The 13,551-nt window shown below is 62.8% G+C and carries 13 protein-coding genes and 1 tRNA gene; 4 read left to right on the top strand and 10 right to left on the bottom strand.

Going from position 1 to position 13,551, the window contains the following annotated elements:
- Position 1 precedes the first annotated feature (1 nt).
- Positions 2 to 1,189 carry an aminotransferase class I/II-fold pyridoxal phosphate-dependent enzyme gene (locus GL4_RS07895; RefSeq protein WP_045366446.1) on the bottom strand — a complete coding sequence of 396 codons (1,188 nt, stop codon included), beginning with the start codon at positions 1,187 to 1,189 and terminating at the stop codon, positions 2 to 4.
- A gap of 95 nt (positions 1,190 to 1,284) precedes the next feature.
- Between GL4_RS07895 and bioB the strand changes: the two genes are divergently transcribed.
- A complete protein-coding gene (bioB, locus tag GL4_RS07890; RefSeq protein ID WP_045369749.1) occupies positions 1,285 to 2,283 on the top strand; it encodes a biotin synthase BioB in 999 nt (332 codons plus the stop codon).
- Positions 2,284 to 2,295: 12 nt separating this feature from the next.
- On the opposite strand, the gene GL4_RS07885 is transcribed toward bioB, so the two are convergent.
- The gene (locus tag GL4_RS07885) at positions 2,296 to 2,700 is read right to left on the bottom strand and encodes a hypothetical protein (RefSeq protein WP_156137461.1); all 405 of its coding nucleotides are present in this window, start codon (positions 2,698 to 2,700) and stop codon (positions 2,296 to 2,298) included.
- A gap of 169 nt (positions 2,701 to 2,869) precedes the next feature.
- On the opposite strand from GL4_RS07885, the gene GL4_RS07880 reads away from it, so the two are divergent.
- A complete protein-coding gene (locus GL4_RS07880; protein WP_045366441.1) occupies positions 2,870 to 3,724 on the top strand; it encodes a D-amino-acid transaminase in 855 nt (284 codons plus the stop codon).
- Here GL4_RS07880 and GL4_RS07875 read toward each other — a convergent pair.
- Positions 3,691 to 3,885, bottom strand: coding sequence for a hypothetical protein (locus tag GL4_RS07875; protein ID WP_156137459.1), 195 nt, complete (start codon positions 3,883 to 3,885; stop codon positions 3,691 to 3,693). The genes GL4_RS07880 and GL4_RS07875 overlap by 34 nt on opposite strands.
- Before the next feature lie 276 nt (positions 3,886 to 4,161).
- Here GL4_RS07875 and GL4_RS07870 point away from each other — a divergent pair, with 276 nt between their 5' ends.
- A complete protein-coding gene (locus tag GL4_RS07870) occupies positions 4,162 to 4,998 on the top strand; it encodes a quinoprotein dehydrogenase-associated SoxYZ-like carrier (protein WP_045366434.1) in 837 nt (278 codons plus the stop codon).
- A gap of 259 nt (positions 4,999 to 5,257) precedes the next feature.
- Complete coding sequence (locus tag GL4_RS07865; protein ID WP_045366431.1) at positions 5,258 to 6,205, top strand: UDP-glucuronic acid decarboxylase family protein; 948 nt, start codon at positions 5,258 to 5,260, stop codon at positions 6,203 to 6,205.
- Positions 6,206 to 6,215: 10 nt separating this feature from the next.
- Here the strand turns inward: GL4_RS07865 and GL4_RS07860 are convergent, their stop codons facing one another.
- From GL4_RS07860 to mreC, 7 genes are all read right to left on the bottom strand, one after another.
- Complete coding sequence (locus GL4_RS07860) at positions 6,216 to 7,007, bottom strand: putative nucleotide-diphospho-sugar transferase (RefSeq protein WP_045366428.1); 792 nt, start codon at positions 7,005 to 7,007, stop codon at positions 6,216 to 6,218.
- Positions 7,008 to 7,314: 307 nt separating this feature from the next.
- Positions 7,315 to 8,280, bottom strand: coding sequence for a calcium/sodium antiporter (locus tag GL4_RS07855; RefSeq protein ID WP_045366425.1), 966 nt, complete (start codon positions 8,278 to 8,280; stop codon positions 7,315 to 7,317).
- A 392-nt stretch (positions 8,281 to 8,672) separates the two neighbouring features.
- Positions 8,673 to 8,748: transfer RNA gene (locus GL4_RS07850), tRNA-Lys, on the bottom strand.
- Positions 8,749 to 8,891: 143 nt separating this feature from the next.
- A complete protein-coding gene (rodA, locus tag GL4_RS07845; protein WP_045366422.1) occupies positions 8,892 to 10,046 on the bottom strand; it encodes a rod shape-determining protein RodA in 1,155 nt (384 codons plus the stop codon).
- The gene (gene mrdA / locus GL4_RS07840) at positions 10,043 to 11,938 is read right to left on the bottom strand and encodes a penicillin-binding protein 2 (RefSeq protein ID WP_052464232.1); all 1,896 of its coding nucleotides are present in this window, start codon (positions 11,936 to 11,938) and stop codon (positions 10,043 to 10,045) included. The genes rodA and mrdA overlap by 4 nt, the downstream gene beginning before the upstream one ends.
- Positions 11,935 to 12,444: a rod shape-determining protein MreD gene (mreD, locus tag GL4_RS16680; RefSeq protein WP_052464231.1), complete on the bottom strand. Its 510-nt coding sequence runs from the start codon at positions 12,442 to 12,444 to the stop codon at positions 11,935 to 11,937. Before mreD ends, mrdA begins: the two co-directional genes overlap by 4 nt.
- Positions 12,441 to 13,466 (bottom strand): rod shape-determining protein MreC, encoded by a 1,026-nt coding sequence (mreC, locus tag GL4_RS07825; protein WP_082025562.1) that lies wholly within the window; start codon positions 13,464 to 13,466, stop codon positions 12,441 to 12,443. The genes mreD and mreC overlap by 4 nt, the downstream gene beginning before the upstream one ends.
- Positions 13,467 to 13,551 lie beyond the last annotated feature (85 nt).

Genomic DNA, 13,551 nt, shown 5'->3' with positions numbered 1-13,551 from the left:
ATCAGTCGAACACGCACTCGGTGCGCGGACCCGCGGCCGCCTTGAACACCTCGACAAGCCGCGAGAAGTCCTCACCGGTATGTGCTGCGGTGAACGTCAAACGGACACGCGCGGTTCCGTTCGGCACGGTGGGAGGCCGGATCGCCGTGGCCCACAAGCCCGCTTCGCGCAGACGGTCGCTTAGGCCAAGCGCAGCCTCGGCCGTGCCGACAATGACCGGCACGATCTGGGTCAGCGACTGGCCTGTGTCGTAGCCGAACTCGCGGCATTCGTCCCGGAACGATACCGAGTAAGAAGCCACGCGCGCGCGCTCGACATCCATGGACGGCACAAGATCGAGCGCGGCATCGATGGCCCCCAACACAGGCGGCGGAAGCGCCGTCGAATAGATGAACCCGCCACAGCGGTTGATCAGATAGTCCCGCATCGTGTCCGAACAGGCGACATAGGCACCGAAACTCCCCAGCGCCTTGGAGAACGTACCGATCACCACGTCGGCCCCGTCGGATTGGCCGCAACCGCCCTCCCCCAGAATGCCGGTGGCGTGGGCGTCGTCGACGATCAGCATGGCATCGTGTTCGCGCGCGAGTTCTCTGATTTCCTCCATCCACGCTACATCGCCGTCCATCGAGAACACGCTCTCGGTGAGGATAAATTTCGGGCGATCGTCGGCGGCATGCTGCTCCAGGAGTTCGGCGAGATGGACGGCAGACCCGTGGCGATAGCGGATTTGGCGCACGCCGGCGGCCTGACAGCCGAAATGCATGCTGGCGTGATTGAGCCGGTCGGCAAACACCAGCGGCTCGGCACCCAGAACGCGCCTATCGAACAGCGCCTGAAGCACACCCGCATTAGCCTGAAAGCCCGAGGCCATGATGAGCGCCGCCGGCTTGTTCTTGAGCGCGGCCACCTTGCGCTCGATACCCTCGAAAATCTCAAGATTGCCCGTGACAAGCCGCGAGGCGCCCGAGCCTGTTCCGAATTCCTTCGCCCAGGCGCAGGCGCGCTCGATCAGAGCCTCGTGAAACCGCAAGCCCAGATAGTCGTTGCTGGCCAGATTGACGTAGGTCCGGCCGCCGACCTCCAGGGTCCGGGCCTCCCGCGCGGCGATGCCGGTCAGATCCCGCCGCAGGCGCTCCCGGCTCAGCTTCTCGAGGAAGGCGTCATATCGGCTTTCGCTTGCCTGCATGATCCTGTATTAGCCTTACCTCTTATCCCCAGCAATCAATGGCTTGGAGTCCCGTGACAGAAACGTTGGAAAGCTTGAATCCTTTCAAGGGTCTAATTCGCCAGGCGGAACGAGAGGGCGAGCCGCGTGCCTCCATCCGCCATGACTGGCAAACCTTCGAAATCGTCGACCTGCTCCAGGCGCCGCTGTTCGAGTTGCTCGACCAGGCACGCGCGATCAACCGCCAATACCATGCGGACGGAGAGGTCCAGCTTGCCAGCTTGCTTTCCATCAAGACCGGCGCCTGCCCCGAAGATTGCAAATATTGTCCGCAGTCCGCGCGCTACGCCAAGAAGACGGGCCTGGAGCGCGAGTCTCTGCTCGACGTTGATGACGTCCTCTCCAAGGCGAAACTCGCCAAGGAGGCCGGGGCCTCCCGCTTCTGCATGGGCGCGGCTTGGCGCCAGGTGAAGGACGGTCCCGAGTTCGACAAGGTGCTCGACATGGTGCGCGGCGTGCGCGACCTCGAGATGGAGGCCTGCGTCACGCTCGGCATGGTCACGAAGGACCAGGCTGACCGACTCGCCGAGGCCGGACTCACCGCCTACAACCACAATCTCGACACCTCGCCGGAGTTCTACGAAGAGATCATCACCACGCGGACCTACGAGGATCGGCTGGAGACGATCGCCAACGTCCGCAGCGCGGGCGTCGAAGTCTGCAGCGGCGGCATTATCGGCATGGGCGAGACCATCGAGGACCGGGCGCGCCTGCTCCAGGAACTGGCCACGCTGGACCCGCACCCGGAAAGCGTACCGATCAATGCGCTGGTACCCGTGCCTGGAACGCCGCTTGAAAGCCAGGCCAAGGTCGAGCCACTCGAGCTCGTCCGCATGGTGGCGACGGCGCGTATTCTGATGCCGACCTCGTTCGTGCGGCTGTCTGCCGGACGGGAATCGCTGAACCGCGAGGCGCAGATTCTGTGCTTCCTCGCCGGCGCCAACTCGATCTTCTACGGCGAGAAACTCCTGACCACCGCCAACAACGATGCCGCCGACGACCGGGCGCTCATCGAACAGGCGGGCTTGAAGATCAAACCCGCCTGCTCACGATAAACCTCACGCAGATCAGCCCCGGACCGCCTTGATCACGGGTTTTTCGCCTGGATGGGTGTGATAGGTAATCAGAAGCATCGCCAACAGCATGGCGGAGAAAAGCCCCGCCAGCGCGCCGAGCCCAGCACTGGCTCCAAGTTCGGCCAGATCGCTGACTTCCTTCGCCGCCAGGCTTCCCGCGAGAGACGCGATGATCGCGTACAGCACCACGAGACCGGGAATCTTTGTGTCGTCGCGTCCAACCCCGACGCCCTTGTTGATGATCAGATGGCGGATGCTGACCGCCGCAAGACAGCCGAGAAAGCCGGCGAGGACCGCCAGCCACACGGCGCCGTAGCTGCCGCCCACGACCATTCCGGTTAGGGCCCCGACCACGGTCCCAACAAAAAGCACGATCAACAGACTAGCTGACGTCATCCTTCTTCCCCCCTATTTAGGCGGTGCACGGCGTGAACCGCCTTTCCGCTCCTTGGGAAGTTGAGCACGGCCTTGGCAATGGGGCAAGAAACCGCGCAGTAGCGCGCTTGCCTTCGTGTCCCTCGACCGCTACGCACAAGTCATCGTTTTCAACTGCCCGGGCCGGAGAATGTCGCGGATCGTCTATGTGAACGGCGCTTTCGAGCCCGAGGAAGAGGCGAAAGTCTCCGTATTCGACCGGGGCTTCCTTTTCGGCGACGCCGTTTACGAGGTGACGGCGGTTCTGGGTGGACGCCTCGTGGACTTCGACGCGCATTTGGCCCGTCTGGACCGGTCCCTTGGCGAGATCGAAATTCCCCGCCCGATGCCCGACGAAGGGCTGCGCGAGGTTCACGAGACCCTGATCGCCGAGAACCAGGTGGACGAAGGGATCGTCTACCTCCAGATCAGCCGCGGCTCCGCCGAGCGCGACTTTGCCTATCCGCCCTCGCCGCTGCCCACTGTTGTCGCCTTCACCCAGACGCGCCCGCTGGTGAACACGCCCCAAGCGGAGACCGGCGTGGACATCATCACCATTCCCGACATTCGCTGGAAACGGCGGGACATCAAGTCAACCTCCATGCTGGCTCAGGCTATGGGCAAGCAGGAAGCCAAAGCCCGCGGTGCGTACGAGGCCTGGATGGTGGAGAACGGCGCCGTTACCGAAGGCACATCATCGTCGGCATTCATCGTGGACAAGGATGGCGTGCTGCGCACTCAGCCGTTGGGTCCGCAGATACTGCCTGGGGTCACGCGCCGCGCGATCCTCCGACTGGCTGAGGAAGACGGCGTGTCCTTGGAAGAACGCCCGTTCAGCGTGGCGGAGGCGTATGAGGCCCGCGAGGCCTTCATGACGGCGGCGTCCGCCTTCGTGCTGCCGATCGTCACGATCGACGGCCGTGCCATCGGCACCGGGGAACCGGGACCCATCGCCCGTGCCTTTCGGGCGCACTACATCGCCGAGGCCCGCGCCGCGTCCGCCTGAGCAAAGTGCCACTCGGGCGGCCGCGCCGAGTAGTATTCCTTCTTCGTGTTGTCGACGACACACGAGAGCCAGCCGTCATCCCCGAACTTGCAGCCATGCCGCTTGCTCTGGACCAAGGCCATGATCGCGATGGCCACGATCAGCAAAAGCAGAAATCGCATCGGAACGTCCCTCCACGCAACGAAGCCAGCATAGTGCAAGACCCGCCGGATCAAGGCAAAAGTCGCGCACCGGATGAGACGCCATGGGGACATGCCAAGGCGTGCGGCGGTCAAGACTCCCTGCGCGGGCCCTGGAGATGTGGCGGACGAGGCCAGAACTCTGGACAGTCGGCATGTGAAAAAAGCGTATTGTTTCAACGCATTAATACCTCCTCTTCTGCCACGCTCCCGCGAACCCGCGGTGATAAGTCTTGAGGCCATACTCAAGGAGGCCTCATGCGCGCTGCCATTTCCCTTGCCGTGCTCGCGATAACGACGGTCTTGGCCTGGCCCATGGCCGTACGGCACGCGGCCGTGGCGGGTGAAGCCGATCTGCCCGATGTCTGGACGGCCTTGCGGGCGCAAACCTTCGGCGACCGGCCCATCGCAGAAGAGGACGGCATGGTCACGCTCGATGCGCCCGTGACCGCGCTGGATGCCGCCGTCGTCCCGCTGACGGTGCACATTCCCGCCTCGGTCCGGGGCCGGCCGAAGTCGCTGACGCTCTTTATCGATCAGAACCCCGATGCGAAGGTTGCGACCCTGACGTTCGGCCCGGCTGCGGGTGCGGAGGGAGACCGCTTCTTCAACACCCGCGTCCGCATCGAGCGCTTCTCCCATGTGCGCGCAGTCCTCGAGACAGAGGACGGCATGCTGCACATGGCGACGAAGTACGTCCAGGCGGCCGGCGGGTGCGCGGCCATGAACGCGAAGGACCCGGACGAAGAGCGCAAAGGGCTCGGCCGCATCCAGGTGAAGGCTTTCCCGCCTGATGAAGACGGCGGCCCGAACTGGACCGGCCAGGTGATGATCAAGCACCCGAACAGCAACGGCATGCAGATGGACATCGATAGCGGCGGCTACATTCCGGAACGCTACGTCAAGGACGTCTCAGTCCGGCGCGACGGCGAGGAAGTCTTCTCGCTCGACGCCACGTTTTCGATTTCGACGAACCCTGCCTTCCGCTTCTCCTTCGGCAAGGGCGATGAGAACGAGCTCGAGGTGACGATCGTGGACACGGACGGAGAGACGTTCGAAGGCACGACCGGGCCGGATGGCGCGCAGGACTCCTGAGTGGCAGCTCGTGAGCCGCGCGCCTGAGCCGGCTCTCCAGCGATGACCGCCCAAGCCACGCCGCCGCGTCGTCGGCCAGACCTGCCTTCGCAGGATGGCGACGACGGCGCGATGCGGGTAAGACTAGCGGCACAACGCAAGTATCCGCTCAGACTTGTCGCCTCGTTCCTGCTGACAACATGCTTGCACCGTCTCCGCGCTGCCTTGCGCAGACCGGACGCAACGATTCTAGGCGGCGATCGTCGCCACCATAAGGAGGATGTCCGTCTTGGAAAAAGTGCTCGTTGCTGGTGGCGCGGGCTTCATCGGGTCGCATTTGTGCAAGAGGCTCATCGCGCTCGGCGCCAGAGTTTTGTGCGCCGACAATTTTACCACGGGAGCACAGAGCAATGTCCAAGAGCTCTTGGCGAACGGACGGTTCGAGCTGATCGAGCACGATGTCGCACGCCCCCTACAGGCGGACATCGATCGCATCTACAACCTCGCCTGCCCGGCCTCGCCCGTTCACTACCAGCGTGACCCGGTCAGCACCATCAAGACCAATGTTCACGGGGCCATCAATATGCTGGACCTCGCGAAGGAACGGAATGCTCGCATCCTCCAAGCGTCGACCTCCGAAGTCTACGGGGATCCCGAAGTGCACCCCCAGTCCGAGAGCTACTGGGGCCACGTCAATCCAATCGGGCTGCGCGGGTGCTATGATGAAGGGAAGAGGTGCGCCGAAACGCTGTTCTTCGACTACTCTCGCCAATTCGGCGTCGAGATCAAAGTCCTGCGAATCTTCAACACCTATGGCCCCCATATGCAACCGAACGATGGACGGGTCATCAGCAACTTCATCGTTCAAGCGCTCCGCGGCGACGCCATCACGATCTACGGCGATGGGTCGCAGACGCGGAGCTTCTGCTACGTCGACGACCTCGTGGACGGCATGATCAGCTTTATGAAAAGTCCGTCCGACTTCACGGGACCGGTCAACATGGGTACGCCCTACGAAGTCAGCATGATGGAGCTCGCAAACATGATCTTGCAGCTTGCGGGCGGAAGGTCGGAGATCGAATACCGCCCTTTACCCCAGGGGGATCCAAAACAGCGCCGACCCGACATCCGTCTGGCACGGGAAGCGCTCGGGTGGGAACCCCGGGTCAGTTTGCTGGACGGCCTAAAGGAAACGGTCGCCTACTTCAGGAAGACGCTTTCTGCCTGACACGACGCGATCACGCTTGGCGTAACCGCAGTCTTTCGGCCAGCTTCTGCAGAATCGTGTCCCGCGCAAGGACGAAGAGCCGGAGCATGTCGCTCAAAGACTGGAACTCTCGATGGGCCAAGAGGTCGTATGCCTTCTTATGCCCAACGACCCAGTTAAAATGTATGATGTAGGGATCGATGTCTTCTTTGCGCGCGCGGAAATAGCGCCCATTCGGAAACTCCGCGAGGGGCAGTTTTTCGTACTTGATGTCGGATTTGCGTTCGTTCACGTAGACTTGGTCGTCCCATCCTACCCTGATTTCCGATTTGACCTTGTCGGGATGGAAAAAACTGCGTGTCGCCTGATTGGAGCGGATAAACATGAAGCCGCTGCATAGTGTCCCGTCGTCGTTGTCTTTGATCTTATCGTTTTGAATAAGCATGTCGTTACTGCCGACGTGTTCGATGCAGTAATCCAGAAATCCCGACTTCTTGAATACGACGTCGCCGTCGGTAAACAGCACGAAATCGTTCTCGCCCAGTTCCTTGTAGATGATCTCGAACTTGTAATAGGTGACGTTCGCCCAATTGCCTTGACGGAAATGCTCGAAACGTTCGCCCCGCTCGTCTTCAATGAGCGTGACATCGTATCCGCGCCGACGGAACAATCCGTATGCTGTCTTTCCGATCGCATAGACTTTGATTTTTTCGCGATACCCGACCCTCCGTAGCGACCGAAGACAGTTGAGCGTGTAGGCGATGTAGCCGTTGTTGGTCAGCGTGATCACCGCGACGCTCGGCTCTTCTTTTCTTATGTCCATAAGAAGCTTTCCCACATGGGTCCGGCGTGCGTGAAGACGCCCGAGCCCGTACACCGGTCCATTTCGGTAATGCTGGGCTCATCGCCCCCCGCGACCAGATGGAATCTCGGATGGAACTGGTAGGGACTATGCAGCAGCGGCTCGGTCAACTCTGCGGCGGAGGTCCGCCCGTGACCCGAGGCGCAGGGGCATTGCCGTCTCGTGCTTCGCAAAGCTGGAGCCGCGTCACTAATCCTCTTCATCACCGAAAATTGGCGATGGCTTCTTGATCTCGAACAGCGTGTTGCCATCGCCAAATAATTCGATCTCATATGCCTGCTACACTTGAAAACAAGAGCGCCATGTAGGCCGTATACAACGCCAGCATCAGAAAACCCCAGACACGGCCGATCGTCTTTGTGACGTACACAAGTGCCAGCAGCAGAAGGGCTGCCCCAAGCATCACCGGCGTGTCGATTTCGCGAAACCGTGCGCTGACCTCGATCGGCTGGATCAAGACCGTGACGCCTAGGATCGCGAGTATGTTGAAGATGTTGGAGCCAATCACGTTGCCCAAGACGACGTCAGAATGGCGCCGGATCGCAGCGACGATGCTGGTAGCCAATTCCGGCAGTGACGTGCCAATCGCAACGAGCGACAAGCCAATGACAGCGTCCGGGACCCCGAAGTCGCGCGCTATGCTCACCGCCCCCTCGATGAGCATGTCCGCTCCGAACACGAGAGCGACGATACCGCCTAATGCGAGAACGGGAGCCAGCCATGGGCGCGGCAGAGCAATATCCTCGAACTCCTCGGCTTCATGCTCAAACGTCTTGGCCTGAGGGTCCCGTTTCTCCAACCAGTAGCTCAGGAAGAGGTAACCCGCCAGAACCACCAGCATCGTGATGCCTTCGAGCTTAGTGATGACCTTGCCCTGCACAAGCGCGAAGGCCGCAAGAGAGACGAGTGCAGCCACCAGCGCCTCGCGCACAGCCGTTCTCTCCCAGCCCAGGATCGGCGTGATGACCGCCGCCATGCCCACGATAAGCAGGACGTTGGCGATGTTCGAACCGATCACGTTGCCGAGCGCGATCTCCGGGGTGCCGGCGAGAGCCGCTTTCACCGACACGAGCAATTCCGGCGTCGAGGTGCCAAAGCCCACGATGACAAGGCCGATCAGGAGCTTCGAGATGCCCAGACGCTCGGCGATCGCAACAGAGCCTCGCACGAGCCCCTCGCCGCCGAGGAAAAGAAGGGCGAGGCCGGCGGCCACGAGTACGAAATCATGTAGCATTCTCTATCCTGTAAGTCGGGAGTTCTGCCAGCCCAGCCTGGCGGCCACGGGTATGGTGGGATTTAGGTTGGCTTTCACAAGAATGGAACAAATGGTAGCGGCTTAGACGATTTTTCTTCACGCGCCTCTGGTGTGAACCGGACGCGGCGGATAGCGGGGTAGCAACGGCTCATGGCATGGAGCGGGATTGTTCTTCATGTCCGGCGTGTCCGCTTCTGGCACTTAGCGGACGACGACGCTGGTACTCGGGATGTCTGTTCACAGCCCTAAAGCAGACATGGCCGGCTGCCGCCGACCATATACGAGTTTTCCCGCCAACTGATGCGACGTGCGAGTCACATGCGGGAATGAGACTAAAAATCTCATTCTTTACAAAGACCTGCCGTGAGGCTTGGTGGGCGCACAAGGACTCGAACCTTGGACCCGCTGATTAAGAGTCAGCTGCTCTACCAACTGAGCTATGCGCCCTCAGAGCCCTGTGTCGCGTCGAGACACGTGTCACGCGGCGTGACCGCTCTGGTCTGGCGCTTGTCGAAGCGCCAAGGGTGGAGCCTTTAGCACCGAGACAGGCGGGCTGTCCAGGTCGCTCGCGCCAAAAAATGCGGTTTCACCTACCAAAGGCCCCCGAGCTCGGATTGCCGGAAGGTGACCCGCCGATTGACATGCGCGTTCAGCACGAAGCCGAACCCGATCATCATGGTCAGCATCGAGGTGCCGCCATAGGAGACGAGCGGCAGAGGCACGCCGACCACGGGCACGAGCCCGGTCACCATGGCCACGTTGATGAACACATAGGCGAACAGGGTCAGCCCGATGCCGCCGGCGACAAGCTTTGCGAACATGCTGCGGCAGCGCAGCGCCATGAAGGTTATGAACACGAGCGCCAGCAGATAGAGCGCCAGCAGGATGACGGCGCCGACGAACCCCATCTCCTCCGAAAACATCGTGAAGATGAAATCGGTGTGCTTCTCGGGGAGGAAGTTCAGCTGCGCCTGTGTGCCGTGCATGAACCCCTTCCCGCTGAACCCGCCGGAGCCGATGGCAATCTTGGACTGTAGGATGTGGTAGCCGGCTCCGAGCGGATCCGTCTCCGGATCGATGAAGGTCAGCACGCGCTGCTTCTGGTAATCGTGCAGCATCTCCCAGGCATGAGGCAGCGCCACCACGACCGCGACGATGGCCCCGGCGAAGTAGAACCAGCTCACGCCGGCCAGGAACATCATGCCGCCGCCGATGATCGCGAACAGCGCGGCCGTGCCGAGATCGGGCTGGGTCAGCGCCAGGAGCGCCGGCACGCCGATCATGAGCAGTGGTGGGATCAGAGCATCGGGGCGCCAGATCTTCTCCGGCGGCAGCCACTGGTAATAGCGGGCGATCGCCAAAACCAGGGCGATCTTCATCATCTCCGAGGGCTGGAAGCTCAATTCCCCGAAGCCCAGCCAGCGCCGTGCGCCGCCGCTTTCCACGCCGATCAGCGGCACCAGCGCCATGAGCAGGAGCGCAAGGATGAACAGCGGGTAAGCGCCTTGCAGCCACCAGCGGATGTCGGAGAAGGCAATGGCAAACAACAGCGCCAGGCCGACGCAATAGCGCATGACCTGGCGGGACGCCCAGGGGTCGAACGAGCCGCCAGCCACCGAGTAGAGCGCGGCGATACCGATGAGAACGATTGCCGTGATCAGCGCCAGAAAGGGCCAGTTCAGCAGCAGTAGCTTCTTGGCGAGATCCAGCCTAACCGCCGGCCCTTGCGCGAACAGCATCTTCATCCGTCGTCTCCGGCGACGGCGACCTGCCGCGCGACTTCATCCCGGCTCAGGCCTACAAAGGCCGGTGCCTTGGCAGAATCGCGCAGGAGCGCTTCGGTCATGACGTCCTTGACGATCGGGGCCGCAGCGCTCGATCCGCCGCCGCCATGCTCCACCACACAGGCAGCCGCGTAGCGCGGCTTGTCAGCGGGAGCGTAGGCGATGAACAGCGCATGGGTCTCCCGCTCATAGGGGGACAGCTTGTGCTCGTTGTACGCGTTCACGACCTGCGACGTGCCGGTCTTGCCAGCCATCTGGACGTCTGGGATTTTCAACGCCGAACGGCGGGCTGTTCCGCGCGGCTCGTTGACGACGCCGAACATGCCGCTCCTCACGGCAGCGAGGTGACTCGGATCGAGCTGGAGCGCCGGCCAGTCGGGCTCCGGATCGTCTGGTGTGAGAACGAGCTTCGGCAGGACGGCGCGGCCCGTCGCGACACGGGCCGCCATGACGGCAAGCTGGAGCGGCGTGGAGGAGACGAAGCCCTGACCGATGCCGGCAATAACCGTCTCGCCGCCATACCAAGGCTCCATCAGATGCGCCCGCTTCCAGGCAACATCCGGGATGATCCCTTCCTTCTGGCCAGGGAGGCCGCAATCGTAGACGCGCCCCATGCCGAGGTGCCGAGCAACGGCCGCGAGGTGATCGATCCCCATGCGCTTGGCGGTCTCGTAGAAGTAGACGTCGCAAGACTGCTTGATGGCCTCGTGCAGATTGATGCCGCCACCGTGAGCCCGCCAACAGCGGAACCTCGCGCGGCCCAGCCGATAGACGCCGGGGCAACTCATCGTCTCCCGCGGGTTGATCACGCCCGCATGGAGCCCCGCCAGGGCCGTGACGACCTTAAATGTGGAGCCTGGCGGATACTGGCCGCGGATGGCTCGGTTCTGAAGGGGCTGATCCTTGGCGCGCGCGATTCTGCCCCACGCTTTGGGATCGACTTTGAAGACCACTTCGTTCGGGTCAAATGTGGGCGTGGAGGCGAGCGCGAGAATGCCGCCCGTCTCGACGTCGAGCACGACGATCGAGGCGACCCTGTGCTCCTTCAGGCGCTCCTGCGCCACTGCCTGCAAATGGTGGTCGATGCTGAGGACGAGGTCCTTGCCCGGCGTGCTCGGCGTCGAGCCCAGTTCGCGGACGACGCGCCCCCGCGAGTCCACCTCGAATTTCAGGGTGCCGGGCGTGCCGCGCAATTGCTCGTCGAAGGTCTTCTCGACACCCGCCCGTCCGGCACGGAAACCGGGCAGCCGCATGACCGGGTCGAGGTCCACCTCTTCTTTGCCGGCCATGCCCACATAGCCCACCAGATGGGCCATCGGACGCGCGTGATGGTATTTGCGATAGGACGAGCGATCCGTCTGCATGCCGGGAATTTGCGGCGCCAGCACATTGAGCAACGCGAACTGCCGCCACGTCAGCCCTTCCGCGACGAGCACCGGATAGTAGCCGCTCTGCCGCGCCGCGGCCCGCATGACGCGATCGCGGGCGCCCCGTGGGATGTCCACGATCCGTGAAAGCCTATCGAGGGTCTCCGGGAGGTTCTTGGAGAACGCCGGGACCACGAGCAGGCGCAAGTTCTCTTTGTCTTCGGCCAAGATCGCGCCCGTGCGGTCGCGGATGGATCCGCGCGAGGGCGCCGCGAGCTGAATCATCAGCCGGTTCTCGTCGGAGAGAAGCCGGTAGTCGGACGCCTCCTTGATCTGCAGCTGGTGCAGCCGCCAGCCCAGCAGCCCAAACAGGCCGGCTTGTGCGCCGCCGACCAGCAGCGCCCGCCGCGAGAAGCGATAGCTTTGCTTGCGGACGTAATCGGGCTTCTTCTTCGCCCCGTAGTGAAGCGCCTTCGACCTTCTCATGCTGCCCTCCGGAAGAGGGTGCGGCGCGAATGGCCGATATGTCCGGAGTAAACCCATAGCAGCCCGTACAGCACGACAGGGAACACAAGGATGGACGTCGCAACGCCGAACACGATCGGCCACCAGTCGATCCAGCGCAGGTAGAACAGGCTGGCCAGCAGCCAGCCGAATAGTCCGAGTACGGAGATGAGCGCGGTCCAGACGAGCCACTGCAGCCAGAGATCCCGGCGCTCCCGGAACGAGCCGGGCTTGAGACCAACCGTCGCTGCGACCAGGCACATCAGGGCCCAAAAGCCCAAGGGGCCGCCGCTGAGAAGGTCAGCGAGCAATCCAAGAACGGCCGCCGCCGCAGGATGAAGCTCCGTGTCGGGAATGGCCCGCCAGCAGAACACCATCATCACGACGAGCAAGGGTAGAATGAATGTCGCGTCAGCCGGCAATCCCCAGGGCACGGCGGTGGCGATCACCGCGATGAAGACCGAAAACACCGGGAGAAATCGCGTCATCGCTCAGCTTGTGCCTGCCCGGCAATCGGGGGCGATATCGTGGCGGGAGAAATTGCGGCAACCGGCGGCAACGGTGGGGCCGGAGCCGCGGCTGTCCGGTCCGCGTCAGGCGCGGCGTCGGGTGAAGCCGACAAGGGTCCGCGGTTGCCGGCGACAATCTCCGGATCCGTCCGCTTGAGGGCGGGGGCATCGAAGAACAGTACGCTGACGGCATCGAGCGAGTTGAGATCGGCGAAGGGGCGGATCTTGAAGGTCCCGGGCTCCCCGGCGACCACACCGACCCTCAGGCCGCGGGGCAGGACGCCATCGCTACCGGACGTATAGACCTCATCGCCCGCGTAGACCTCCGCGCCCTCCTCCAAGAATCCAAGTTGCAGTTCGGGGCTGTTGTCTCCTAGCGCCAGGCCACGCGCGCCGCGCGGCCCCACCACAACCGGAATCCGGCTGTTGAGATCGTTGAGAAGGAGAACACGCGCGACGCTGTCACCGGCCTCGACAGTGCGTCCCACGAGCCCGTCGCCGTTGATCACCGCGTAGCCGATCCGCAGCCCGTCATTGCGCCCGAGGTTCACGAGCGCGCTTCTCACGAACGGACCACGCGCGTCGGCGATCACCTGCCCGGTTGTGTAGACGAGCGCAGGCTCTTCGGCGGCGTGCAAAAGTTTGCGCAGGTGAGCCACCTTGCGCTCCAGGAGCTGGGTGCGCCAGCGCCACTGCTTCAGCTCTTCGTTCTGCTTAGTCAGCCGGTCGACTTCTCCGACCGCATCCTGATGGACGCGGACATAGAGGCGAGCGCGGTCCACGGCCCGGCGCGCCTCGATGGCCGGCACAGAGGCTAGTTCCAGGAACGGCGCCGACAGATCGACCAGTTCGTCGCGGGCGCCCTCGAGAACCCCATGGCCGATCCGGCTTAGAACCAACAAAACAGCGCACAGGAAGTAGAGGCCGAAGCTCAGAAACTCCACCGGCGCCGACCAGGAAGGCCGGTGCCGTTGGAACAGAGATGGGCTGCGCTTGGGCATTGCGTTCAGTCTCTTGGAACGCCACCAGGGCGTCCGTGGTCCTCACCTAAGGGCCTCGCGCCTAGACGAAGCTATTATAACACAT

Source organism: Methyloceanibacter caenitepidi (assembly GCF_000828475.1).
In the GTDB taxonomy this organism is placed as follows: domain Bacteria; phylum Pseudomonadota; class Alphaproteobacteria; order Rhizobiales; family Methyloligellaceae; genus Methyloceanibacter; species Methyloceanibacter caenitepidi.
Note: the sequence above shows the minus strand (reverse complement) of the source record. Positions and strands in the feature narration are given on the sequence as shown.